This window comes from Candidatus Saccharibacteria bacterium oral taxon 955 (genome assembly GCA_010202265.1).
Taxonomy (GTDB): Bacteria; Patescibacteriota; Saccharimonadia; order Saccharimonadales; family Saccharimonadaceae; genus Saccharimonas.
Map to the genome: position 1 here is coordinate 616,734 of CP047918.1, position 24,760 is coordinate 641,493.

Consider the following 24,760-nt stretch of genomic DNA (forward strand, 5'->3'; position numbering starts at 1 on the left):
TCATGCGTCTATACCGAGTAGATCATTAAATAATGGTCCGTATTTAACAGACCTTCCCTTGAAGTCATAGTTTATCACATTTTATCCAAAGGGTAAAAATATTTTACCCCAATATTCCATCATTCCCCGAGAGAGTCTATTGGATCGTTGAGACAAATCCCGCTTGCTACAAATTAATCTTTGATAGATCGCCGTCAATCACATGCGCATCCATCGCTGCCATTTCTGCTACATACGGACTCGTCTCATTGTATGGAAACATCAGGTAAATTATCTTGTCTAGCACGTGAGCAAACCCATACTCAAGGAAAGCATTTCCACCGATATAACCACTGATTCCGCGCTTTGGAACGTTCATCAGAAGTACAGCGTCTGCATCCTTGATTTCATCATAATACGCCTTGATCAAGCCACCACTACGCTTATTCTCAGTTGACTCACTGTCTGTTTCGGGAGATTTTTCGCCACTAGCGTACATATCCGCACCATGCGGCACAGTTACCTCGTAGCCCTTAGATTTCAGATACTCGGCCGCCTCCATCATCTCTTTTGAGGCAGACATACTTCCGCAGATAACAATCTTTTTCATGCTTTTAATCATAGCAAAACACCCCTCGCAAGAGAAGTGTTTGCTGTGCTGCTACGCGCCCACCCGGGGCAGTAGTGTTGGTGAAATGTTTGTGTTTAATCGCAACAGGATACCCCGTTGCGTACCAGCATAACCACATTATTGCGCATATGCTTGTAAAATACAAGCTATCTGCATCGAGACTTGGACCTGCCAACGATAAATCTGGCATGCTATCATGATGAAATGAGAAAAGAACAAATCTTAAATATTATTGGCTGGATTGGTACAGCGATGGTTCTCGCCGGATACGGTCTATATACTTTTGGTATTATTCCTGATGTTATGGTGTATCACTATCTCAATCTAATTGGTTCTGTCGGTGTTATCGCAATTTCAAGCTATCGTCATGCGTGGCAGCCCGTGGTTATCAATAGCTTCATGGCGTTCTTTGCTCTCGTAGCAATCATCCGCTCACTGCTCTAGCAAATCTCCATGAGGTGTGATACCTTAAGAATGTTCAGAACAAGTGCAATACGTGAAATGAAAAAGAATCTTTGTATTTCTTTCGTCAGATCCGGTACACAAATGGTCGATCTGACGAAATAAGTAAAAATAGGAAAGAATAAATTATGGCAAATCTGTTTATCGGTAGTCTCGCCTATGCGACAACTGACGATACGCTTAAAGCTTTTTTTGAGACAGTTGGCCCGGTCAAGGACGCCCGCGTCATCACTGATCGTGATAGCGGTCGCTCAAAAGGCTTTGGCTTCGTAGAGTACGAAGACAAAGCGCTCAATGAAAAGGCAATCGACGAACTTAATGGCAAAGAGCTTGACGGTCGTGCGATCGCAGTCAGTGTTGCTCGTCCAAAAGAAGAGCGCCCACGTGACGGCGGGTTCCGCAACAACGCGGGTAATGGCAACGCCTTCCGTCAGCGTAGCTGGTAGTAGAAGGTTAGGTTAAAAAACACATCCAAGATTGGGCGTGTTTTTTAATTAGTCATCAACACGTCGAAAACGCGACTTCAGACCTTCATCAGTCTCGACCATCTCGGTAAACACACTGCGAGGACAAGCCCATATGGCAGTCTGAGAGTTATATAGAGGGCAATATATGACTAAGGGCTCATCCGTCTCGCTATGTAGGCCCTCGCCCAAAACTTCGTAGCGATCGCCTTCAAAATGTTCGTATTCCCCTGGAACAACTCGTTCACGCCCCTCGACCACCTCTGGGTAACGCGCTGAGTCTGCCTCAAAATATCCGATCCACGGGCTATCATCCCTCAGTACTACATCATCAACATAATAGCCCTTAGAGAAATCGCCTTTTTTCTCTCGACGATGCAACTGATGATCTCGAATCACTGATTCATCTATTCCATATCGACGCTTAATCTCGTCTAGAACATTTTGAGCATCCGCAATCTCATCCAGCACCTCTCTTGTCGCCCCTTCTACTACGGGTATTTCCCGAGCCTCCTCAACCAGCTTACGACACAACTCTCGCAAAAGCGCCGTACCGTTTAGCTCCCTGTATTTGATATCAAGAGTATGTGGCTCTTCTATCGAGTTCTTCACCACAAGATCAGTAACTAGCTTATCAAACCGAAACGTCCGAGGCATCTTATAACATCTCCAAAAAATCTTTTTCGCTAATAATCATCGTACCATATTGTTCTGCTTTTTTAAGCTTACTCGCCCCTACTTTGCCACCCGTGACTAGGTAGTCGGTGTCCTTGCCGACCGAAGACTGAAATACTCCACCCTGGAGCCGAATCTTTTCAGCCGCTTCATCTCGCCCCATACTCTCTAACGTACCAGTTATCACAAACGATTTACCGACCAGTGAACCTGTCTTTTGCTCAAAACGGGGCACAACGCCGTTACTCGAAAATTTTTCAAGTAACTCTACGTTATCATCATCAGCAAACCACGCGACAATGCTCTCAGCAACGACCCCACCCACTCCATCTACCGTACATAACTCGTCAATAGTTGCTACCGACAAACGCTCCAGCGACATGAATCGATTCGCCAAATCTATAGCCGTTTGAATACCGACATGACGAATGCCGAGTCCAAATATAAACCTCTCGAGCGAAGGATTTTTGGCGTTAGCGATAGCACTAATCAGCTTTTCTGCCGAAAGATCAGCAAACCTATCAAGCTTTAGTAGCTGTGATTTTTGTAGAGAATAAATATCAGCTAAATCCTGCACTAATCCAGCATCAACCAAAGCCTCAACATTCTTCTCACCTAGCGTGTCAATGTCAAGCGCCCCCTTACTGGCAAAATGCTGCAGAGCACGCTTTAATATTATCGGGCCAGTCAACCCCTTTACCCGATACACTACTTCATCATTTGGTCGCTCAAATTCAAGCTCCGGATACTGACGAGACAGCTCTGCTACATAATCAAATGGCAACGCTCCCGTAGGACGCAGTTCTAGCAAAACTTGTTGAACCTGCGGAATAATATCACCAGCTTTATAGATAATCACCGTATCACCAATACGAATATCAAGTCGAGCAATTTCGTCGGCATTATGCAGACTAGCGTGCTGGACCGTCGTACCAGCGATCTGCACCGGATCAAACACTGCGACCGGTGTCGCTGCGCCAGTTCGCCCAATCGATATCACTATATCTTTAACAACGGTAGTCGCTTCTTCGGCAGCAAACTTATAAGCAACCGCCGCTCGCGGAGTCTTGCCAACCACACCAAGCTTGGCAAACTTCACACGGTCATTGACTTTGATCACAGCACCATCGGTATTAAATCTCAATCCATCACGAATTTCACCTAAGTGGTCAATGTATTCCATAACCTCATCAACACCTCGGACAACTTTTGTCAGCTTGCTAGTTGCAATGCCGAGTTCGCTCATCATCTGATACCCAAACGCGATCGTCGGCGTGTCGTCTAGGCTGTCTCGTATGATGTCGTATCCTACAAAATGCAATGGTCGGGCGGCAACGAGCGTAGGATCGAGCTGACGAATTGTTCCAGCCGCAAGATTGCGCGGATTTTTAAATAAAGGCTCACCCAAAGCTTCTCGCTCTTTGTTTAGACGCATAAACTCATCTTTATACATGACGATTTCGCCACGAATTTCCGTTCGACCACGCAAAAAATGTGCAAATCGCTGATTTGGACGAAGCCTCAAAGGAACGCTACTGATTGTACGAACATTCATCGTAACATCCTCACCCACTCTACTGTCGCCACGCGTTACCGCCTGAACCAGTAGACCATCCTCATAGATTAGCGAACAGGCCAGTCCATCCATCTTGATGTCGCACAGAAACTCATCGTCAACCGTAGGCAAAGTGCGACGCATGCGCTCGACCCAAGCCACTACCTCCTCGCGGTTAAATACGTCCGCTAGACTAATCATCGGCGTACGATGTGTAACTTTGGTAAACTTATCAAGCGCCTTTCCAGCAACTCGCTGAGTTGGACTATCAGGCGTCACCAACTCAGGATACCGTTCCTCGAGTTGAGACAGCTCGTGCTTTAGACTATCCGCCGCCGCCTCACTCATCGTTGACTCATCAAGTACGTGGTAGTGATAGCGATAGTCGTTAATTACCTCTCGGAGTTTTGCTACTCTCTCCCGTGCATCAGCTAGACTAAGCTGGCTTTGCATCATCATCAACAATTCTCCTGTATAACAAATAAACATATGCTGCAAACCAAACTACCGTTGCCGACGACATAAATGCGCCCACATAAGGCACAATTGGTACATTTTGGATCGCCGGTAAAGCTGACTTAATAGCAGTATCAAGCAAAATTACCGGTATCATTACAATCATCCAGGCCAGTATAATTATTAGCACTGCCCATAGCCATCGATATAGTATGCGTAGTCGTCGACCGATCACGAGATCGCTCGAGGCTTTGAGTGCACGAAGCGGATACATACCCGGCAAGGTAACGACAACCAGTGCGATCAAGGTGCTTGTCGCCCAATAAAACACCAGCACCGCGACCACAATTGCAAACAGCCAAAACAACATACTCCCGAATCCATTCTGCGCCAGCCCGACAGAAGTCAAACCCGCATACATAAGAGCCACTAGGCCAACTGGCACCAGCTGGATAGTCAGCACAAACAAAACAACCACTGTCGCAATTACTGGCGACCCAGAGTTATACAGCCCGTCACGCAATCGCGGTTTACGCTTTAGCAAGAACTCTCTAAGCAACCAAACCGTAGACAGCCAAACAAACAAAAGAGTAATCCCGAGGTAAATCTGCTGATCAACCGATAAGTCGCTCGATCCAGTCAAAAACGCCGACACTGCCAGTAGACCCGCCTCACCAACTTTTCCCATGCCACCACTAAACAAGTCTTTACTAGAGTCTTTGAGCAGCGTATTAATCTGGCTGTATGTTTCTTGACTCGTGATTCCACCGATCAGAATCAATATCGCCGCATACAATATAACGAGAAGTAAAAATGTCCGTTTGTGGATGCGGAGTGTGCTTAAAACCTGACGCGTAAATGCGACATAGCCTGGTAACTTGAGGCTTCGGACATAATCGCGTCGATAAGTTCGCCGAAAGCTTCTGTGCGGACGACGCGCCAAAAACTTTTTGTATCGATCAACGAGATTATTCCTCCGCCCCAAAAACCAGCCACATACCCGACGACAAATTGACTGTTTTTTTTGTGGTTTCTTCCCCTTTTTTGACATAACCCCAGTATACCAGCTCAGGTACTCAAGAGCCACGTCCAAGGTCAGCCGGTCGTCACCAATTTTACCGAGTCTTTAGGGCCAAATAAAAAATGGCTAGTTGTTCGACACCTTAGAATCAGGCGTCAGTGACACTAGCCAAAGTCACTTTATGTTTTACGATATTTCAACATCTCTACTATATAAGAGGGTCAGTAAAAACAAACCCCCACTGCTGGATGGCACCCTCATCGTCATGCTCGCCAGGGAATACGCCCTCAAGTCTCCAGCCGTTACGCTGGAGGCAGGCAACCTGCCAAGACCTGGGTACAATATGGGTATAAAGCTTACGCTCTATGCCCATTACTACTCGCGAGTAAACCAGGAGTGCCTCTAGTGCCATATCTGACATGGCGACAAGTGGCTCTAGCTTAACGAGTGAACCGTCCTTTGGTAGTACGCCGACCACCCCGACTACCTCCGAAGCCCTCATGGCAACATAGAGGCGCCTAGATCTAAACCCAAGGTCGCTTTCGGCAAACAGTTCATCCACCCAACGCTCATCAATTCCGCTAAAGGCTTCGCCTGCCTGCGAAATTATAAGCTCATAAGTGCACTCACTGTGAAGCCAATCGTTAAATGGCACCACATTGATCTCGTATGAACTGGTTCTTACACCCAAGGGCTCGTAAAGAATGACCTCCTGTGCGCCCCGTTTATACTGTTCCCTCGCCGTTCCAGCAACACAAAAACCCTTTCGGAGAAAGAATTCTAGTGTTTTCTGGTTTAGCTCAGAGACGGTGCAGTACAACTGAGTGACACCTGCACCGCGGGCAAATTCTTTGGCATGCTCCAATAGCGCGCTGCCAATACCCAGCTTTCCTCTATACTCTTCGCTCACAATCAGCGTAAGAATTTTTGCTGACCACCGATTGAGCCGATTGACGACAACACTCACGAAGCCAGCTGATTTACCAGCATACTCAGCGATAAATACTCGCCGCATGGGTACCGCGAGGTAGTCAATTCCGCCCTGTACACTAGCGAACATATTCTTCGCTCGTGTGTATTGATTGCCAGAGTAGAAAGGTCCCAGGGTTCTCTTCATTATAGAAGAGACAAAGCTGAGATCATTTTGATTCGCCTCTCGAATCAAAATACCATTCATAATGTACACCTTCCTGAATTGGTCACGTCCCCTTGACGCGACGGGATAGGACACTTAATATTATATCATCAAATAAGCTCGTATTCAACTCCAAGTACGCTGCCTACTCTCTGGTTGCCTAGTGGATAAAATTTTATTGAGCACTAGCCCAAACCGTACTTGGTGCGCGGAGCGGGAGTCGAACCCGCACGCCTTGTGGGCCCCAGATTTTAAGTCTAGTATGTCTACCAGTTCCATCACCCGCGCGTATATTTCTAGTATACTAGAAATATGACACAAATTGTTATTATTCATGGCGGCGACAGTTTTTCCTCATATGATAAATACCTAAAAGACCTAAAAAATAGACAGCTCGACGTCGATCAGCTACGACCCAACAAGCGCTGGAAGGACACGGTTATCGCAGCCTTTCCAGGGGCCGACATCTTGATCCCTACCATGCCAAATAGCGCTAACGCCCAATATGACGAATGGGTAATTTGGTTTGAGAAAATTATTCCCTATTTCAGTGATGACGTACGACTTATCGGACACAGCCTGGGTGCAATGTTTCTCGCAAAATATCTTCACGAAAACCCTCTCAAAAAACCAGTCCACCAGCTGATACTGCTCGCCGCTGGCTATAACGACAGCACCGAAGACTACGGTAGTTTTATGATTACATCAGCAAAAGATATCGAAAAAAGCGCCGACGAAGTCCACCTACTCCATAGTCGAGACGACTTCATCGTGCCCTACTCCGAGCTCGCCAAGTTTGAGGCCGACATACCGACCGCTCATGTTCACGCGTTTGACAATAAAAATCATTTTCTCGACGCAGACTTCCCCGAGCTGATTGCACTACTAAAACAAAAATAACCTCGAATTTTCAAGGTTATTTCATGGAGGCACGTACGAGAGTCGAACTCGTCTAAAAGGTTTTGCAGACCTCTGCGTAACCGCTCCGCCAACGCGCCACGCTTCATATATTATAGCAAATACCAGAGGCTCTTGACCGAATTTTATATTTGCTAAAGTTTCTATATAGACTGCGCCGTACCTACACGAACTAAAAATCCAAGCCAACGCTTGGATATCTAGCTTGGTGCACTGAAGAAGACTTGAACTTCCACGGCCGCAATGGCCACTAGCCCCTCAAGCTAGCGCGTCTACCAATTCCGCCACCAGTGCAAATGTACCAGGTAATTATACCTTATGTTACGGAGTTTTGTAAACATTCTCTGACTGGACAGTCCACTGCGTCACATTCGCATAACGATCAACGCCCGTAACAAGAGTCGAGTGAGGTAACACCGAATCAACGTTACCATTGACGGCATACTCAACAACGGGCTGATACAACGCGATCGCGGGCACATCGTCAAGCCATTGCTTCACAAATTGCTTGTATTTTGTGTTGCGCAATTCTGGCTCAAGTCGAGACCGCGCGCTAGCTAAATTGGTGTCAGCAACCTGATTCATATAATTTGATAGGTTGCGTCCTATGGTAGTCGCCTGAGACGAATGCCAATAAGCAAACACATCAGGATCCGCGCCGATCACTAACTCATAAAGCAAAACATCAAAATTTCGACCCTGAAGGGTATTCTGGACAAAACTCGAGGCCGCATTTGAGGTATCAACAATATTTTCCTCTACTTTAATCCCAAGCTTACGCCACTGCTCCTGAACCAACCTAAGTACTACGTCGTACTCTCGGTCTTTCGTGGTTGTAATCGTGAGAGTAAGTTTTTGATCGCCTTTTACCCTATATTCACCAGACATTTTCCAGCCGGCCTCGTCGAGTATTGCCGTAGCTTTTTTGATATCTGGAGCGGGCGCAACTGGAATATCATTGCCAAAAAGTTGACCAGGCAACAGAGGCGAGTCAAGCGCCCCGACTCCGCCGCCAAGCCCCGTCCTTACGGCCTTAGTATCGGTACCGACCTGAAGAGCCTTTCGAACCGCTTTGTCCTGAAGGATTGGCTGTTGCGTATTGAGAATTATATAGACACCACTGGCAAGCTTTTGCGGGATAATCTTGGTCTGCGAATTCTTGACTTGCCGAACAGCTGAAACACTGACATCAGCAGCCCCGCTCACCTCACCAACATTAATTGCCCTGATAAGCGACTTCTCGTCCGGATACGCGTGCATCTCAAACCTATCCAACTTTGGCTTACCTCCGTAATATTGACCGTTAGCCGAAAGGTGAACAACGCGATACTTGCTCACCGCATCCGCCTCTTGTAGCCTCCTAAACTGGAATGGCCCACTCCCGACAGGCGACCGACTATAAGCACTTTCACGAATTGCCGATGGAGCAGTGTCTTTTAGAAGGTGTCGTGGCACGACCGGAAACGTGAGAGCATGCGGGAAAGACGCATATGGTGCCGGAAGCGTAAACTCAACGGTTCGCTTATCAATCGAACGAACCGAAGCATCAAGCCAAGTCAAGCGAAGAGAAGTGTTTGCGCGAGTCGCCGAGTTTTTGATCAAGTTAATTGTAAAGACAACGTCCTCGGCAGTAAGCGTTTTACCATCATGCCACTTAACACCATCACGAATTGTCACGGTATACACCTTGTGAGAATCATCGATTTTCATACCTGTCGCCAGGTCCTGATGCAACTCACCTCTTGTGTCGTAATTATAAAGCGATGAAAACATCAGTCGAGCGACGGAAGCCTCGGTGCTGGTAGAAGCGAACAGCGGATTTATAGAATTAACCTGGCCTAGCGAGCCCTCAGAATAAGTACCGCCCTCGCCTCGAGCACTTGCAATGTAGTTCTGCTGTCCAAAATACAACTGTACACCAAGGCCAGCAATCAGTAGGCCGACGAGAGATAACCATATAGCTACCTCACGAGCAACCAAACGGATGTTATCAATTCGACGTGTAATAAATCGATGTGCGTGTCGCTGCGTCGCACCTTCTGCCTTTTTGACACGACGGGCGAGTTGCTTGCGATCAAGCTTGATGCGCCTAAATTGATTCCACCCTTGTTTATCGTCCTGCACAGGCCAGTCCTTATTTTATATTTGGAAGAACCAACCCAACCAAAATCGATAGAACAAATGTGACTGCCAGAAAAATTGTTACTTCAAATAGATTCTTATCGAGACCACGTCGTGTTGTATACAACTCGCTTGATCCACCGAAACCCGCACCGAGACTAGCTCCACGCTGTTGCAGTAATATCGCGACGATCATTAATACCGCCGATACGATCGATACAATCTGTAAAATACTCGAAAGATTCATTTATTTCTCCTCTCGCACGTGCATGTATTCAAGTTCAAGTGCGCTACTTACTATATAGTTTACCAGACTTAGCACCAAACCCGTAAGGACCGAATTCCAAAATGTCATCTCAAGTCCTGGAGTTAGTCGCAAAGAAATATAGACCATAAGACCATTGACAATGATCGTGAAGAACCCGAGAGTCACCAGAATAGCCGGTAATGCCAGGATAATAACTGCCGGTTTGAGAACAGCGTTGATAATCGAAAAAATCAATCCCGCAACGAGAAACACATAAAATCCGCTGTCTATCTGCTGTTCACTATAGCCAGTGCCAAAAATACGCACAGCGATCCAGAGGCCAAAAGAATTAAGCACCCAACGAATCACAAATACCAAGAACTGTCGTTTCATTACTAGATATGATTATAGCAAAAATACCAAAAAAATACTAGTGCTATAGCGCTGTCGACAGCGCACCACTTAAATTCCGACTACCATCATTTGTCACTAATATGTCATCTTCGATACGAACCCCGATCCCTTCTTCCTCAATATATATACCAGGCTCCACAGTGATTACCATACCTACCTCAAGACAGCGAGGAGAGCCGAGGCTATCATGAGTGTCAACCCCCAGGCCATGACTCATCGCATGAGGAAAATACTTCCGAAACGTACTATCATCAGACAGATCATCCAGCAGGCCTAGGTCGTGAAGCGCCTCTCTCATAATCATGTCGCCTTTTTTGACATACTCGCTAACGGGCAATCCAGGCGCAATGAGAGCGATCACCTTTTTCTGAGCCTTTAAAACTGCTTCATGGACTGCTCTCTGGCGCTTGGTGGGGTTGCGACAATACGTCCTAGTGATATCTGCCGAGTAGCCATCAACACGTGCGCCTATATCGATCAGTACCGTATCCCTTGCGTCAACTTTTGCGTTATTGGCGATATAGTGCAACGTACAAGCATTTTTGCCAGACGCGACAATTGGTTCATAGGCATGCAGCGCATCCGCTCGTCTAAATCGGTACGTAAACTCAGCTTCAATTTCATTTTCTGATCGACAGCTATCGAGTATCTCTCGCACGTCCTGAAACGCTCGAGTAGTAACGTCGATTGCCTTTTGCATACGCTTTAACTCTTCAGGCTGTTTAATGGCTCGTAGTCCGGCAATCATCTGATTACAGCTTTGTACTGAATCAAATATCCGCTTCAACGTCTTATTAAGCTCATTTTGCGCTGGATTTAGGTGCATCGTATCGCCATAATGGATATTGTCAATTGTTTGAACGATCGAGTGGTGTCGTCGCAGTTGTCGAAGTTCTTTTTCGAAATCATCGATATCTATAATTCGATCAATTCTACTTATTTCGCAAACTTGCTGATCCGTCATACGACCATTAAATACGACATCGACTTGACTACGTGCTGGACGGACTAGAGTCGACTTTTTTCGACTACCATCTAAAATCAACTTCCATCCAGCTTCTTCTATGCCGGTCAACCACCAAAACGACGATTCTTGCAAGAATGGAGCCGCCATATCACCCGATAATTGCATCTCATCATAAGCCGACAGAACAATCAAGGCACTTTTTGCTACTTCAAAAACCCGCTGACGTTGCTGTTCATGCATCATAGCATCTATTATAGCTTAGCTACATGGCGTTTCGGTGATTGATTCACCAGCCTTAGAGTCGAGATAGAGATTTGGAGCCTCTGGGACCGCGTAGTTCTGCGCCTTTAGACAATAGCTTTCACCGTCAAGACGCAACGCATAAGTTACACCAACATTAGCACTCGGTTTATAGGTGAGCCCCGATATCGTCCTAGGCGACACCGCAGATCCGCCTGGTGTTCCTGGAAACTTATTCTGAAACGCCTGATAGCTCTTTAGACTAGACACTACTGTCATAATCTCTTGGCGCATTTCAGTTTTGGCGGTGCGTTTCCGCCAAGCACCAAACGCAAACACAGTCAGTAGCGCGAGAGATGCAATTATCACGATAACCACAATTACTTCAACAATGGTAAATCCTTGACGCCTCTTCATAATGCAACTATACCACAAGCATTATCACTCAGCCAGATGCGCACGAATACGTCCTGCTATTTTCGGACTAACGACCGATCGGAGCTCCTCTTCGCTCGCCTGCGTCACTCCGCGCACACTACCAAATGCTTTGAGTAGCTTCTTTTTGGTAACCGCACCGACGCCAGGAATTTCATCAAGCTGGCTCCTCGCTCCCCTGCTCCTTTGAAGTGCCGTGTGGTAGCTCACCGCAAACCTATGAGACTCATCACGTATTCGCTGAAAAAGCTTCGTAAGTTCATCATATGGACCAATCGCATCGCCACCGCGTAAATTACGTGAATGCGCACCCGCGTTCAATCGCCCTACGTGGAGGTTAATATGATAATAGCCACCCGAATCAACAACCGACACGCCATCAATCGGATCGGCAATTAACTTTTGGATGAACGAATCTATCACATTTGATCCAGCCTTTGATATCAGCAATTCTTCGTCACGCTTAGCAATACTCACAATCGGTACATTTATACCAAGCATATCTCTAGCCGTAATAGCGGCGTTGAGCTGGCCTTTTCCGCCATCAATCAAGACTAAGTCTGGTAAACCCCAAGATTTGACATTTTTTTGGCTAAATCTTCTAGTTATAGTTTCATGGATATTTGCCGTGTCGTCATTACGCTGGTGATGCATTTTGAATTTACGATAATTCGACCGATCACTCGCTCCATTTGAAAACACGACCATGCTGGCCACTACATCAGTACCGCTAATGTGCGAGATATCATAACCCTCAATTCGAACTGGGTTTCGCGGAAGCGAGAGAAGCTCCGCTAGCTGGGATAACGATTTGTCTTTGGAAATATCGATAAACTCTTTGTCGCCAAACATAATCCGACGCTGCAGTTCTTTTAGGGAGGTTAGTTTATTGCGAAGCTCCGCCGCAACTTCAAACTCCTGCTTGCGTGCCGCCCGCCTCATGTCTCTCTCAATCTCCCGTACAATTGTCACGCGCCCACCCTCGATATATTTAATAAGCTTTTTGAGGGACGCTTTATACTCAGCGCTCGTCATATCTAGGCTAGGAGCTAGGCCAATCTGCGACTCGAGATCAGAGCGCTCACGACGTGGCTCTTTGATATAGTATGGAAACACTTTGCGAAGATATCTTAACGCCTTTTTAACAGCGTAACCATTGTAGAACGGACCGATGTACGTCGCCATATCGTCCGCTGGGTTACGCGTAAACGTTACCGTAGGCCACTCACTTTTCATGTCAATCCGCACGAACATCTGTGACTTATCATCGCGAAGCAACACATTGTAGCGTGGCATGTAGCGCTTGACCATCTCACTCTCGAGAAACAATGCATCAATTTCGCTCTCTGTTTCAACCCAATCTGTATCGTCAATTTCATTGACTAACACCAAGGTCTTTATATCAAAGTCTTTTTTGCTCTGAAAATATTGACGCACACGGTTTTTGAGCACAGCCGCCTTACCAACATAAATAATCTCGCCTGTTTTTGACTTATGAAAATACACACCTGGCGAACCGGGCAAGGATTTGAGTTTTTGCTCAAGCATTTTGTTCACTATTTCATTATACGACGAGAATACTGGCTAGTTGACATATGACTTGAGTATATCCTCCAAGTGAGGAGCCGCCACCATACCAACGATCGTATCGACAACCTTCCCAGCCCTAAAAATATTCATGTTAGGAATACCCTGTACACGATACTCTTCCGCCAACGCCTTGGTATCTGGACTAGCTTCGATGTCAACCTTTACGACATCGACCTGGGTGTCCATTTTTTCGGCGATTTGCGCGAGGACAGGTGCGATCGCGCGACACGGTGGGCACCACTGCGCCCAAAAATCAACCAGCACGACCTTGTCGTTGTTTAGTACTTTCTCCTTGAACTCTGCTTTTGTTGTAATGTTATATAATGCCATTTTTATCCTCCTTTTTATTAAGATCATCTAGGCATGATTGGCAATTTCCTTGAATTGTTAGCTGCCCCGTGATACGACAACCACCTAGCGCTTGCTCTATATCGTGACATACAGCAGGTGACACAATTATATCTCGGATTCCTCCACAACATCGACACTCGAAATGGTCATGCGGATTCAGGTTGCTGTCATACCTTAAGCAGCCCGCGCATGTCATTGGCGCTTTCGCCAACATGCCGTCGTCAAACAAGCGTTGCGTCACACGATGCACAGTCGTGTCGCTTACCGCTGGAAAATACTTTCTTAATATTCTGGCAATCTCCTGATTTGTAGCGTGACCTTGAGCGCGTAAAATACGCATGACCTCATCGGCATATAAACTTTTGCGTCTATTGACTGGCATACTCTTATTGTAAACCATTTACATTAAATAATCAACTAGTGTATAATATCCCCATAGTTATTCGGAGGAAATTATGAAACGACTAATCATTGCTATCGGTATACTTATCGCACTCGGTGCTGGAATATATCTAATCGCTGACAAAAACAAAACTGACGCTTCTCAGCCCCAAAAATTGCCAGCTGAAACCAAGATTTATGACGTCCGCACCAAAGAGGAATATTCAGCAGGACACATTGCAGGTGCGACACTGCTTCCGTCTAACGAAATCGCATCTGGCAAGCACCCTGACGTCGCAAAAGATACGCCGATAGCCGTATATTGCCGAAGCGGTAATCGCAGCGCGGCCGCAACTGACAGCCTCAAAAAAGCTGGTTTTACAAATGTGACTGACCTCGGCGGATTATCTGATGTAAAAGACCGAGGGTACAAGTTAGTCACGGATTAAAGACAGCTAGGACTCGCTCGGTCTACCACGCTTATAGCTAATCTCTGCGCTAGCTGGCATCTCAAGCGAAAAGCTACTCGCAGGTACGCGATTCATTTGATCGACATGCGAGACAATATGCTTATAAATACGGTAACAATCACGAAGCACATCACCAAGTTCAGCAGACGCTTCAAGCTCTTTTAGACTAAGCCAACGGATATCCTGCGACTCACCATCGGCCGCCAAGTTATTTGGCTCAGTCTTGGCGACGAATGCATAACAAGAATCAGAATGATAGTGACCATCACCAACACTGTGCGTATTTGAAAGATACGGCGTCGGGTGAAACACACTTCCAATGCCATCCGGCAAACTGTCATAGGGCTGGAGAATCTCTAGCTCCTCTAGAGCATATCCACTCTCTTCTGTTAGCTCGTGCGCGATTGACTGCCAAGGATTTTCGTCTAATTCGATATGGCCACCAACCTGCATCAGCTTATCAATCTTGCGATGAAAGTGTACAAGACATTTATATTCACCTGATTCATAACGAATTATATACGCGCTCACCGTCATGTCGCGCTGTCCAGGGCTGGTGTGGATATGTGGCATAAGCTTAGTATATCAGCAACCCCAGCGCCGCCGGGCACTTTAAATCTCAAAACAGTTTACAGATACCCGGGCTGTACCATATACTAGAGAAACGTATGAACCAAATGGTTCCTCTATTTGTGGCCTATGCAGCCAACAGGCGCGATGAGTAAATAATAAATTCTTAAAAAAGATTTAGGAGATTTAGTTGATAATAAACACGTCTATACTAGCCAGCCTCAAGAAGTTTCGGAGTAATTTAATATGAGCATCGGTCGCCTAACCCTCTCTCAATATTGGCAACACGTCAAAAAGTACAAGAAGTCGTTTTGGCTGATGTTCTTGTTGGTGCCAACTTCTAACATCCTCATAACATCCACTCTCCCGTTCTTTTTTAGCCAAACGATCGGCGCACTAACTGACCGCAACTTTGGCGACGCAAACCAGTTTTTTATATTTGCGGTTGTTACAGGTCTATTCGGCGTTATCGCGAATTTGATCGGTTTTCAATCGCTAGTCTTTCACGAAGCTCGAGTGGTTGGCGCGCTCCGTCGCGAGACCTTCCGACAGTTACTGGCAAAAGATATGCGCTTTTTTGCCAACGAAAAAATCGGTGGGCTCACTAGTAAGTATATAGACTATATTCGCAGCGAAACAACCATTCAGGACATAATGGTAATTAGAACACTTGGTTTTGTCGGTTCACTCGTCATCGGCACCTGGGTGGTTGCTACGCGATCGACACTTCTCGCAATTATAATCGTTGGGCTAGTTGTTGTTCTGCTCGCCCAAGTCAAACTCAGCCTTTGGATTCGTCGAAACTGGCGACGTGAACGTAGAGAGATCCGTAGTGAAATCCACGGACACGTCGCGGACTCGCTCACCAATCAGCTCGTCGTCAAAACTTTTACTGGCGAAAAACGCGAATACAAACACCTCGAACGGATGGCTTATCGTTTCCAGAAACTATTTATGAAAGATGTTGGATTTGTGATTGGTGAGGGCTCGGTTCGAGTACTATTAGCGGTGAGTGTACAGATCATCACACTTGGCGTAGGCATCAACCAACTTACAGTTGGTAACGTTGATATCGCCACGATTGTGTTTATTATGAGCTTCCTACAGCTAATTGGCTCAAATCTATTTACGCTCGCCGAACTCCTAAACGGCCTACAAGAAGCTTTACTCGAGGCCCAACCAATGACCGAAATGCTCGCTAAGAAAAATCTTGTCGTAGACAAACCAACCGCCTCTCACATTACAAATATTAAACCGGAGATTACACTTTCACACGTTGATTATAGGTACGAAGACAGCAAAGAGCTCGTACTTCACGATATCAATCTGATTATTCCAGCCGGCCAAAAGGTAGGACTGGTTGGCCACAGTGGAGCCGGCAAAACAACAATTTCACACTTGCTTTTACGATTTGCCGATGTGTCGTCGGGCTCAATCACGATAGACAAGCACGACCTAAGAGACTTTACCCAAGAAAGCCTCCGGCAGACGATCGGCTTTGTCCCACAAGAACCTTTATTGTTTCATCGATCACTACGCGAAAACATAGCTTATGGACGACCAAACGCAACTGAGGAAGAGATTATTAAAGCAGCAAAACAGGCAAACGCCTGGGAGTTTATCAATGATTTACCAGACGGCCTAGACACATTGGTCGGTGAACGTGGCATCAAGCTCAGTGGCGGTCAACGACAGCGTATCGCTATTGCACGCGCTATCTTAAAGGATGCACCAATCCTACTACTCGACGAGGCTACCAGTGCGCTAGACAGCGAAAGCGAAAAGCTAATTCAAGATTCCCTGACCGACCTAATGAAGGGCCGAACTAGCGTGGTAATTGCCCATCGACTGTCAACTATTGCCAAGCTCGACCGTATCATAGTTCTCGATCATGGTCGCATCATCGAGGACGGCACTCATAGAGAACTACTGGCGAAAAAAGGCGTCTACGCCAGACTATGGAAACGCCAAAGCGGTGGATTTATCGAAGAATAGCCCCTTTTGGCCATAGCTCAAGAAAATACTCCAGCAATTTTGCTGGAGTATTTTTTAAAAGTAGTCTAGTCTATGATTCTACCTTTGAGTCATCACCAGAATTACCAGCTTGATCACCCGACTCATCGGCAGTAGCTGTCGACTCGTCCTCAGCCTCGCCGGCAGCAGCATCGTTCGCCGCTTCAAGTGCCGCTGGCTCATAAGCGCTAGCAACCACTAAGTCCATAACCGTTACGTCGTCGTCATCGGTGCCTTCACGGCCGTCATCCTTGTCGACGATCTCAACACCTTCCGGCACGATAATATCACCTACAGTCACATGGTCACCTGCTTCACGCAAGTTTATAACCGACACCTCAAGTGCCTCAGGAAGTTCCATCGGCAGAGCCTTGACCTCAATTTTGTCAATCGCCTGCAAGACGACAAGCCCAGCTTTTTCTGCTTCGCTCTCCCCGGTACCGACAAGACGGATTGGTACGACGGCCGTTACTGGTTCGTCCGCCTTTACGGCATGAAATGACACGTGACGAATAGCGCCACTCTTGACCTGATTGTATTCAACATCCTTGATCATTGCGATTCGGCGCTTTACTCCCGTTAGATTGATCGGCGTATGTCGACCAGCCAACGCAACAACCCGACGCAATTCACCAGCTTCAGCCTGTACCGCCATTGGCTCCATACCATGACCGTAGACAACCGCCGGAGTGATGCCAGCTTTTCGCAGATTCTTAACCTTTTTACCTCGCACCTTGCGCTCTTCAATCTTTAGACTAATCCTGTCTCCCATTTCTCTCTTCCTTTCGTTAGATACTCGTACGGAGTTTAGGGTAATAGTGCTTATTATTATAGCAAACCTCATCCTACTCATGAGTTATGCTACAATTGAACGTGATGGAATCACTTCTTAACTTCATTACAGGGCTTGGTGTTCTCGCCGTAATACTAGTTGTTTATGCAGAATCAGGCTTATTGATTGGCTTCTTTTTGCCTGGTGACAGCCTACTTTTCACCGCAGGTTTTCTAGCTCAGCAAGGCATAGGCTCGTTTGGTGCAGTCAATATCCACTTGTTTGTAGTTTTGCTCTGGGTAGCAGCTGTCCTGGGAGACAGTACTGGATACGCGTTCGGGCATCGTGTTGGACGTAAGCTGTTTGAACGCGAGAACACCAAGTTTTTCAAAAAGAAATATCTCATCGAAGCTGAAAAATTCTTTGATCGTCACGGGCCAATATCAATCGTCCTCGCTCGCTTTGTGCCGATTGTTCGTACTTTCACACCAATTATCGCCGGCACCAGCAAAATGCACTATAAAACATTCGTCTTGTTCAACATGATTGGCGGCTTGCTTTGGACAGCCAGCTTCACTTATCTCGGGTTCTTTGCAGGAAAAGTTCTCCACGAAGCAGGCATCAACATCGAGGTCGCAGCTATTATCATTGTCCTTGTATCAGTCGCTCCGATGATTATCCATACCCTCAAAAACCCAACTACTCGTGGCAAGCTAATTCACGGTAGCATTCGTCAACTCAAAGTCATATTTGGCAAAATCAAACCAAACAAAAAGTCCTAGCCACTACTACTAATTTAGAAATTTTATTTATTTCAACAAGGCTTTTAGATATTTTCCAGTGAAGCTTGATGGAACTTTCACAATGTCCTCTGGAACTCCCTCAGCAATCACCGTTCCGCCACCTTGACCACCTTCTGGACCCATGTCGATTATATAGTCAGCGCACTTAATTACCTCGAGATTATGTTCGATAATGATCATACTATTTCCGCCATTGACAAGTTTTTGAAGAATCTCCAGTAGCTTCTTTACATCTGCCGTATGTAGACCAGTTGTTGGCTCATCCAAAATATAAAGCGTCTTGCCTGTGGATCGACGACTCAGCTCACTCGCCAACTTAATTCGCTGAGCTTCACCGCCACTAAACGTCGTCGCTGGCTGACCAAGTTTGATGTACCCCAGCCCCACCTCTTGAATAGTAGACAACTTACGGTAGATTGCTGGCACATTCTCGAAAAACTCACACGCCTGCTCAACCGTCATCTCAAGTACATCAGAAATTGTCTTGCCTTTATACTTAATCTCAAGCGCCTCACGATTGTACCGCTTGCCGTGACACTCAGGACATTGCACGTAGACATCTGGCAAAAAGTGCATTTCAATCTTTATTACACCATCACCCTGACAATTTTCACAGCGCCCACCTTTTACGTTAAAACTAAAACGTCCTGCCTTGTAGCCACGAACATTGGCCTCTGGCGTCCCCGCAAACAACTCACGAATCGCTGTAAACACACCCGTATACGTTGCGGGATTTGAGCGTGGCGTTCGTCCAATCGCCGACTGGTCAATCACGATAACTTTATCTAGATGCTCAATACCCTCAATATTCTCGTGAGTACCAGGCACCTCCTGTGCACGATGTAAACGAGCCGCTAACTCTTTGGCAAGAATATCGTTAACAAGCGTCGATTTACCACTTCCGCTCACGCCAGTCACCAACGTCATAGCGCCGAGCGGAAAAGCAACGTCGATATTTTTCAGGTTGTTCTCTTTTGCCCCACGGACAATAAGCTTACGACCCTTTTCAATTACTCGACGCTTCTTGGGAACAGGTATTTTTTCTACACCAGCCAGATAGCGACCCGTAATACTATCCGGATTTTTAGCCACCTCGGCAGGCGTCCCCTGAGCGACAATTTTTCCCCCTCGCACACCAGCACCTGGCCCGACATCTACCAAGTAATCAGCCTGCGCAATCGTGTCTTCGTCATGCTCAACTACCAACACAGAATTTCCCAGATCTCGAAGGTGCTTTAAAGTCCCAATCAGACGATCATTGTCACGCTGATGAAGACCAATCGACGGCTCATCAAGTACATATAGCACGCCCTGCAAACCAGAGCCAATTTGCGTAGCAAGTCGAATTCGCTGCGCCTCACCACCCGAAAGTGTATTTGCCGCACGCGAAAGCTCGAGATAGCTCAATCCAACATTACTCATGAAGCCAAGTCGAGCCCTCACTTCTTTTCGAATCGGCTTGGCGATAAACTCTTCTTCGTCCGAAAGCTCTAGGGCGTCAATCATTTCAATTGCATCGTCGACACCCAAACGACACATATCCATAATATTAAGTCCATGAACCTTAACTGCGAGTACGGCTGGCTTGAGGCGCATTCCCTTACATGCCGTGCACTCACGTTCACGCATAAACCGCTCAATATCGCGACGCATGAAATCACTATCCGTCTCCCTGTGTCGCCTCTCCAGATTTGGAATCACCCCTTCATAAGTAGAGTCATAAAAACGATTTCCGCTAAGCGTGATGCGGTATTTTTGACTACCCGTTCCATACAAGACTTTCTCAAGATCAGCTGGTCTAAGCTGCTTAACTGGCACATGAATACTAAATCCATGCTCCTCCGCGACAACCGCCAGCCGTTTCATATACCAAGCATCTGAATTGACACGATTATAAGGCCTAATCGCCCCCTCAGCAATCGTCAGGTTTGGATTAAATACAAGATCAGGATCAACCTCAAGGCGCGACCCAAGTCCAGTGCAAACAGGACAGGCACCTTGCGGAGCATTAAAGCTAAACAAACGAGGCTCTAGTTCGGGAATATCCTCCCCTGGATGGTCGACACAAGCATAGCGCTGACTATAGGTATAAATTTCTCCAGAATCTGCATCGAGTAACTGAACAACTCCACTGGCAATATCAAGCGATTGTTCAATCGACTGAGTCACGCGTGTGATCGCATCAGGCTTCATAACGATACGGTCAACGACGATTTCGATATCATGTTTGTACGATTTCTGAAGCTCTGGGAACTCATCAAGTGAATATACAACCCCATCAACTCGAGCGCGTGCAAATCCATTGCGCATATACTGCTCTGGAATGTGCATAAACTCACCTTTTTTCTGACTGACAATTGGCGCAAGCACCATCAGCTTAGATCCTTCGGGGAGCTTCATAACCTCATCGATAATTGCCTGAGCGGTTCGGCGGTGGACTGGCTTACCACAAACTGGACAATGCGGTACACCAATCCGCGCAAATAACAGCCTCAAATAATCATATATCTCTGTTACTGTAGCGACTGTAGAGCGCGGATTACGGCTAGTTGATTTTTGATCGATTGAAATCGCCGGGCTCAATCCATCTATACTATCAACATCAGGTTTATCCATTATCCCCAGAAACTGTCGCGCATAGCTCGAAAGTGACTCGACATACCGTCGTTGCCCTTCAGCATAAATCGTATCAAAGACCAACGATGACTTACCGCTTCCAGATAGCCCCGTCACGACGACAAGCTTATCACGCGGTATCTCGACATCAATATCTTTGAGGTTATGCTCTCTAGCGCCTTTTACGCGAATTGTCTCTGACATGACTGTTTATTATACATTCTTTTGCCAAGTCTTTCTAGTCCCCCAGGGTCGTGATATCTTGCGTTACGGTATTTTACGTTATTATTGATATTTTGTATATTTTATGATACAATTAAAAGATCTATTACTGGTGTTGATTTCAGAAAAAACCATGCAGTTAAACGCTAAAAAACTAATCCCTTACTCACTTATCGCTTGTGCTATTTTAGCGATTATTGTTAGCGAGGAGCTGGCTAGCGTTGTCCTCAGACTCCTGTTGACTGGTATCCTTCCTGGTACAGGTGTCGCGCTACCGTCATGGATTATGATTATATTTTACGTCGGACTAGTGTACGTTATCGTTACTCACCTAACAAAATCAATTACAAAAGTTACAAAAACTCACAACCAAAAATCTAGCTAAAATCAACCTTATTTATAAACTCTACAGCTGCGCCCAGTATCTACTCGTCGCTCGGCATCACCGACTCCGCCCAAAGTTTTAGCTCCTCTAGCATAAACTGCCCAGATTCACCAGACGTCACACCAAGTCGATGTAAGGATTTCATAAACTCAGGAAGCTGTCGCTGTATCCTATCGCTTCGCCACCTTTCCCATTCAACTACCTCAGACTCGCTTAGGGTATCCGGGTAGTTGCGTGCCTTATAATGAAGCAAAAGTGGCGCAAGACGCTCATCAGAAAAATCAGGATGAAAGTCAACCAGCTCACGTTCAGTCGCATTGCGTACCGTTTCCGCTCGAAGCCTATCGCGGTCGTTCAAAAAGCCATCATACAACTGACCCTCGACGTCAGGCGAAGCAGAATATTCCTTCTTGCGTTCAAACACTGTTCGCAAACGCTCCGCAAATTCAGGATAAGCTAAAAGTATTTTCATATGACGCTGGACGGTCTCGGCATCAAGCCCAATCTTTGTCCAACCATTACCCTGCTCAAGCACCCCTAGCGGAGCCACTGCTGGACAGCGGTTGTACTGTAAAATCTTGGCTGGTAGAGCAATAAAATCATCAGCCTGTCGCTCTTCCCAGCTTGCGAAAATCTTATCAGCTAGAGCTTTGTCGTCTAGCCCAACAAACGGAGTTGGATCATGGCGCAAATCATAAACTACAACGTTACCATTTGCGGCACTCGTCAGAGGAAAGGCTACGGTCGCTTTATTCCAAGCGATATCATATCGGCCACTCGCATAAACAAACGGCTGCTTATTATCTAGATTAACAAGTTGCTGCACGGCCTTCTTGTCACGCATCTTAAATAGATAATCAAATAACTGAGGCTGTTTTTGTTTGACCAACCTCGCTACGTCAATCAGCGCGATAACGTCAGCCAGAGCATCGTGAGCATTTTCGTGAATGATCCCATTCTCTTTCGTTAGTAGCTCAAGCCGATTAGTCGCCCTGCCCTCTGTATCTAACGGCCAGATTATCCCATCGGGTCGGAGCGCTCTGGTCATCCGAATAACGTCTAGCAGATCCCATCGTGACCGACCGTCTTTCCAAGACCACTCATAAGGGTCATAAAAATTACGCCAAAACAAATGGCGCACAAACTCATCATCAAACCTAACATTATTGTAACCAACCGCGATCGTATCAGGTGTAAAAATCTCTTCCGTCAAAATACGCGAAAACTCGCTCTCAGTATAGCCCTCTTCGAGGGTTTTTTGCGGAGAGATACCTGTAACCATAAGGGCGTCAGGACTCGGCAATGTGTCATCATTTAGTTTAACGAGGATATTATAAGGCTCACCAATTGACTCGAGATTCATGTCCGTCCGCTGTCCAGCAAACTGCATGATTCTATCCTGACGCGAGCTCAATCCACTCGTTTCGAGATCGTAGAAAAAGAATGTCTGCGCCATTGATTAAGACACGTACTCTTGATACAGCTTATGCCTATCGTGTACTGCATGAATTGCAGCATCAACCTGATCAGGTGTTAAGTCATATTTATCGGCCACCATCGCAAACAGCTCGCTGATTTCAGCTACGTCTTGCTCCGTCGGCTCACCCTCTATTTCTAGTCTCCGCACTAGTAGATTAAACCCTCCGTCTTGTACTAGTTTCTCTATCACGTCCACCTCTTGTCTTGATCGCTCAAACATAGACCCTCCTATCATTTCACACTTAGTATACCAAACAAAGTTACCCTAGCGCCATCCGCCGCAATCACAAAAAAACTACAGGAATAGCCCAGTCTCAACCATATCCCTCCACCTTCGGGGTCAACATTTACACCGTATTACTGCGTGACCCTGTCTATTGACCGATATATTACTTCAAACGGCCGATGTTTGACTTGATTAATTGTTCCCGTCACGAACACATCCTTTGAAGGGCAGTAAAAAGCAAAACTACCACTCACGCCACTATGGCCAATAATCTCTGGAGCTGGGATGAACGGAGACAGTATACGTGGGATTTTTAGTTGCATCATCCCGCTTCCGTACTTAAGTGGTACAAACTGAATGGGTCGAAAAGTCGGATCGGTAATGTGCTCCTTAGAAAATAGCTCACCGCCAAAAAATGCCTGCAAGAACCTCATTAGCTCCTTATTGGTCGAAATTATGCCACCCTGCGCCATCTGTGTTGAAAGATATTTCGGGAGCATAGCTACACAATCACCATTATAAATTGGAGCGACATCTTTTTCGGTCAGGGTATAGTAATGCGTACTAGTGAGTCCAAGCGGCCGACAAATAACCTGTTCAAGCAATTTAGGTAGTGATTTGCCAGTAATATTCTGACAAATCTCACCGAGCAGTAGCGCGTTAATATCAGCGTAATATGCGCGCTCGCCGGGCTCACCCCTAGACGGCAACTCAGACACCATTTTCAATGCGCCCTCTACATCTACTGGGCGGTCGTGTCGTAATAGCTCCTCAAACAGCACTGTACCGTTCGGAAACTTATCCATCTCGTAGTTCGCAAAACCTGACGTCTGATCAACCAAATGTCTTACTGTTACTTTATCGATATTCGACAGTCCGTCAACCATGGTACCCGGCAACAGATCAGTCAAACATGAATCGTAGTTAAGTCGTTTTTGATCAATCAGCCAAAAGATCAGTGCGTCAGTATATAATTTCGAGATACTCGCAATCGCAAACGGTGAATCGCTCGTCATATCCCCCTTTGACATTTCAGCGACTTTATCACTGCCCTTATATACCAACAGTGTCGCCTGGTGGATTTTCTTGTTTTTCAAAATTGTATTGTCCATAATCCCCTCCTAGACCCACCTAATTATAATACAAGACGGTATTATTCTCT

The 24,760-nt window shown here is 46.3% G+C and carries 26 protein-coding genes and 3 tRNA genes; 7 read left to right on the forward strand and 22 right to left on the reverse strand.

The features are described 5' to 3' along the window. Window positions 1-166: 166 nt before the first annotated feature. Window positions 167-589 carry a hypothetical protein gene (locus tag GWK75_03300; GenBank protein ID QHU91455.1) on the reverse strand — a complete coding sequence of 141 codons (423 nt, stop codon included), beginning with the start codon at window positions 587-589 and terminating at the stop codon, window positions 167-169. Between the two features lie 225 nt (window positions 590-814). Here GWK75_03300 and GWK75_03305 point away from each other — a divergent pair, with 225 nt between their 5' ends. Further along, window positions 815-1,054 carry a hypothetical protein gene (locus GWK75_03305; protein ID QHU91456.1) on the forward strand — a complete coding sequence of 80 codons (240 nt, stop codon included), beginning with the start codon at window positions 815-817 and terminating at the stop codon, window positions 1,052-1,054. Window positions 1,055-1,200: 146 nt separating this feature from the next. Further along, entirely contained in the window at window positions 1,201-1,518 is a 318-nt protein-coding gene (locus GWK75_03310) for an RNA-binding protein (protein ID QHU91457.1), read from the forward strand. 48 nt (window positions 1,519-1,566) lie between these two features. Here the strand turns inward: GWK75_03310 and GWK75_03315 are convergent, their stop codons facing one another. The 5 genes from GWK75_03315 to GWK75_03335 all read right to left on the reverse strand — a co-directional run bounded on the left by GWK75_03315 (window position 1,567) and on the right by GWK75_03335 (window position 6,666). Then, the gene (locus GWK75_03315; GenBank protein QHU91458.1) at window positions 1,567-2,193 is read right to left on the reverse strand and encodes a DUF1653 domain-containing protein; all 627 of its coding nucleotides are present in this window, start codon (window positions 2,191-2,193) and stop codon (window positions 1,567-1,569) included. 1 nt (window position 2,194) lies between these two features. Next, window positions 2,195-4,225 carry an NAD-dependent DNA ligase LigA gene (ligA, locus tag GWK75_03320; GenBank protein ID QHU91459.1) on the reverse strand — a complete coding sequence of 677 codons (2,031 nt, stop codon included), beginning with the start codon at window positions 4,223-4,225 and terminating at the stop codon, window positions 2,195-2,197. Beyond that, window positions 4,203-5,273, reverse strand: coding sequence for a hypothetical protein (locus GWK75_03325; protein QHU91460.1), 1,071 nt, complete (start codon window positions 5,271-5,273; stop codon window positions 4,203-4,205). Before GWK75_03325 ends, ligA begins: the two co-directional genes overlap by 23 nt. 178 nt (window positions 5,274-5,451) lie before the next feature. After that, window positions 5,452-6,420, reverse strand: a complete 969-nt coding sequence (locus tag GWK75_03330) for a GNAT family N-acetyltransferase (GenBank protein ID QHU91461.1) — start codon at window positions 6,418-6,420, stop codon at window positions 5,452-5,454. A gap of 160 nt (window positions 6,421-6,580) precedes the next feature. After that, window positions 6,581-6,666: transfer RNA gene (locus GWK75_03335), tRNA-Leu, on the reverse strand. A gap of 24 nt (window positions 6,667-6,690) precedes the next feature. Here GWK75_03335 and GWK75_03340 point away from each other — a divergent pair. After that, window positions 6,691-7,278, forward strand: coding sequence for an alpha/beta hydrolase (locus tag GWK75_03340; GenBank protein ID QHU91462.1), 588 nt, complete (start codon window positions 6,691-6,693; stop codon window positions 7,276-7,278). Window positions 7,279-7,302: 24 nt separating this feature from the next. Here the strand turns inward: GWK75_03340 and GWK75_03345 are convergent. The 10 genes from GWK75_03345 to GWK75_03390 all read right to left on the reverse strand — a co-directional run bounded on the left by GWK75_03345 (window position 7,303) and on the right by GWK75_03390 (window position 14,043). Beyond that, window positions 7,303-7,376: transfer RNA gene (locus tag GWK75_03345), tRNA-Cys, on the reverse strand. Window positions 7,377-7,502: 126 nt separating this feature from the next. Further along, window positions 7,503-7,590: transfer RNA gene (locus GWK75_03350), tRNA-Leu, on the reverse strand. A gap of 27 nt (window positions 7,591-7,617) precedes the next feature. Then, window positions 7,618-9,420, reverse strand: a complete 1,803-nt coding sequence (locus GWK75_03355; GenBank protein ID QHU91463.1) for a hypothetical protein — start codon at window positions 9,418-9,420, stop codon at window positions 7,618-7,620. A gap of 10 nt (window positions 9,421-9,430) precedes the next feature. Then, complete coding sequence (gene secG, locus GWK75_03360; GenBank protein ID QHU91464.1) at window positions 9,431-9,664, reverse strand: preprotein translocase subunit SecG; 234 nt, start codon at window positions 9,662-9,664, stop codon at window positions 9,431-9,433. Next, window positions 9,665-10,057, reverse strand: coding sequence for a phage holin family protein (locus tag GWK75_03365; protein ID QHU91465.1), 393 nt, complete (start codon window positions 10,055-10,057; stop codon window positions 9,665-9,667). A gap of 43 nt (window positions 10,058-10,100) precedes the next feature. Next, complete coding sequence (locus GWK75_03370; GenBank protein QHU91466.1) at window positions 10,101-11,288, reverse strand: M24 family metallopeptidase; 1,188 nt, start codon at window positions 11,286-11,288, stop codon at window positions 10,101-10,103. Window positions 11,289-11,303: 15 nt separating this feature from the next. Further along, entirely contained in the window at window positions 11,304-11,702 is a 399-nt protein-coding gene (locus GWK75_03375) for a prepilin-type N-terminal cleavage/methylation domain-containing protein (GenBank protein ID QHU91467.1), read from the reverse strand. Window positions 11,703-11,726: 24 nt separating this feature from the next. Further along, entirely contained in the window at window positions 11,727-13,277 is a 1,551-nt protein-coding gene (locus GWK75_03380; protein QHU91468.1) for a GIY-YIG nuclease family protein, read from the reverse strand. A gap of 27 nt (window positions 13,278-13,304) precedes the next feature. Next, complete coding sequence (gene trxA, locus GWK75_03385; protein ID QHU91469.1) at window positions 13,305-13,640, reverse strand: thioredoxin; 336 nt, start codon at window positions 13,638-13,640, stop codon at window positions 13,305-13,307. Then, on the reverse strand, window positions 13,627-14,043 hold the full coding sequence (locus GWK75_03390) for a hypothetical protein (GenBank protein QHU91470.1): 417 nt from the start codon (window positions 14,041-14,043) through the stop codon (window positions 13,627-13,629). The genes trxA and GWK75_03390 overlap by 14 nt, the downstream gene beginning before the upstream one ends. A 73-nt stretch (window positions 14,044-14,116) precedes the next feature. On the opposite strand from GWK75_03390, the gene GWK75_03395 reads away from it, so the two are divergent. After that, on the forward strand, window positions 14,117-14,491 hold the full coding sequence (locus GWK75_03395) for a rhodanese-like domain-containing protein (GenBank protein QHU91471.1): 375 nt from the start codon (window positions 14,117-14,119) through the stop codon (window positions 14,489-14,491). A 6-nt stretch (window positions 14,492-14,497) separates the two neighbouring features. Here GWK75_03395 and GWK75_03400 read toward each other — a convergent pair whose 3' ends face one another. Then, window positions 14,498-15,085 carry an NUDIX domain-containing protein gene (locus tag GWK75_03400; protein QHU91472.1) on the reverse strand — a complete coding sequence of 196 codons (588 nt, stop codon included), beginning with the start codon at window positions 15,083-15,085 and terminating at the stop codon, window positions 14,498-14,500. A 243-nt stretch (window positions 15,086-15,328) separates the two neighbouring features. Here GWK75_03400 and GWK75_03405 point away from each other — a divergent pair, with 243 nt between their 5' ends. After that, the gene (locus GWK75_03405; GenBank protein QHU91473.1) at window positions 15,329-17,077 is read left to right on the forward strand and encodes an ATP-binding cassette domain-containing protein; all 1,749 of its coding nucleotides are present in this window, start codon (window positions 15,329-15,331) and stop codon (window positions 17,075-17,077) included. A 70-nt stretch (window positions 17,078-17,147) separates the two neighbouring features. Here GWK75_03405 and GWK75_03410 read toward each other — a convergent pair whose 3' ends face one another. Further along, on the reverse strand, window positions 17,148-17,867 hold the full coding sequence (locus GWK75_03410; GenBank protein QHU91474.1) for a 50S ribosomal protein L25: 720 nt from the start codon (window positions 17,865-17,867) through the stop codon (window positions 17,148-17,150). A gap of 101 nt (window positions 17,868-17,968) precedes the next feature. On the opposite strand from GWK75_03410, the gene GWK75_03415 reads away from it, so the two are divergent. Continuing rightward, on the forward strand, window positions 17,969-18,649 hold the full coding sequence (locus tag GWK75_03415) for a DedA family protein (GenBank protein ID QHU91475.1): 681 nt from the start codon (window positions 17,969-17,971) through the stop codon (window positions 18,647-18,649). 27 nt (window positions 18,650-18,676) lie between these two features. On the opposite strand, the gene uvrA is transcribed toward GWK75_03415, so the two are convergent. Beyond that, complete coding sequence (gene uvrA, locus GWK75_03420; protein ID QHU91476.1) at window positions 18,677-21,490, reverse strand: excinuclease ABC subunit UvrA; 2,814 nt, start codon at window positions 21,488-21,490, stop codon at window positions 18,677-18,679. A 103-nt stretch (window positions 21,491-21,593) separates the two neighbouring features. Between uvrA and GWK75_03425 the strand changes: the two genes are divergently transcribed. Then, a complete protein-coding gene (locus tag GWK75_03425) occupies window positions 21,594-21,893 on the forward strand; it encodes a hypothetical protein (GenBank protein QHU91477.1) in 300 nt (99 codons plus the stop codon). Between the two features lie 40 nt (window positions 21,894-21,933). Here the strand turns inward: GWK75_03425 and sbcB are convergent, their stop codons facing one another. From sbcB to GWK75_03440, 3 genes are all read right to left on the reverse strand, one after another. Continuing rightward, the gene (gene sbcB / locus GWK75_03430; protein QHU91478.1) at window positions 21,934-23,349 is read right to left on the reverse strand and encodes an exodeoxyribonuclease I; all 1,416 of its coding nucleotides are present in this window, start codon (window positions 23,347-23,349) and stop codon (window positions 21,934-21,936) included. 3 nt (window positions 23,350-23,352) lie between these two features. Next, window positions 23,353-23,592, reverse strand: coding sequence for a hypothetical protein (locus GWK75_03435; protein ID QHU91479.1), 240 nt, complete (start codon window positions 23,590-23,592; stop codon window positions 23,353-23,355). Between the two features lie 137 nt (window positions 23,593-23,729). Next, window positions 23,730-24,710 carry a serine hydrolase gene (locus GWK75_03440; GenBank protein QHU91480.1) on the reverse strand — a complete coding sequence of 327 codons (981 nt, stop codon included), beginning with the start codon at window positions 24,708-24,710 and terminating at the stop codon, window positions 23,730-23,732. Between the last annotated feature and the right edge of the window lie 50 nt (window positions 24,711-24,760).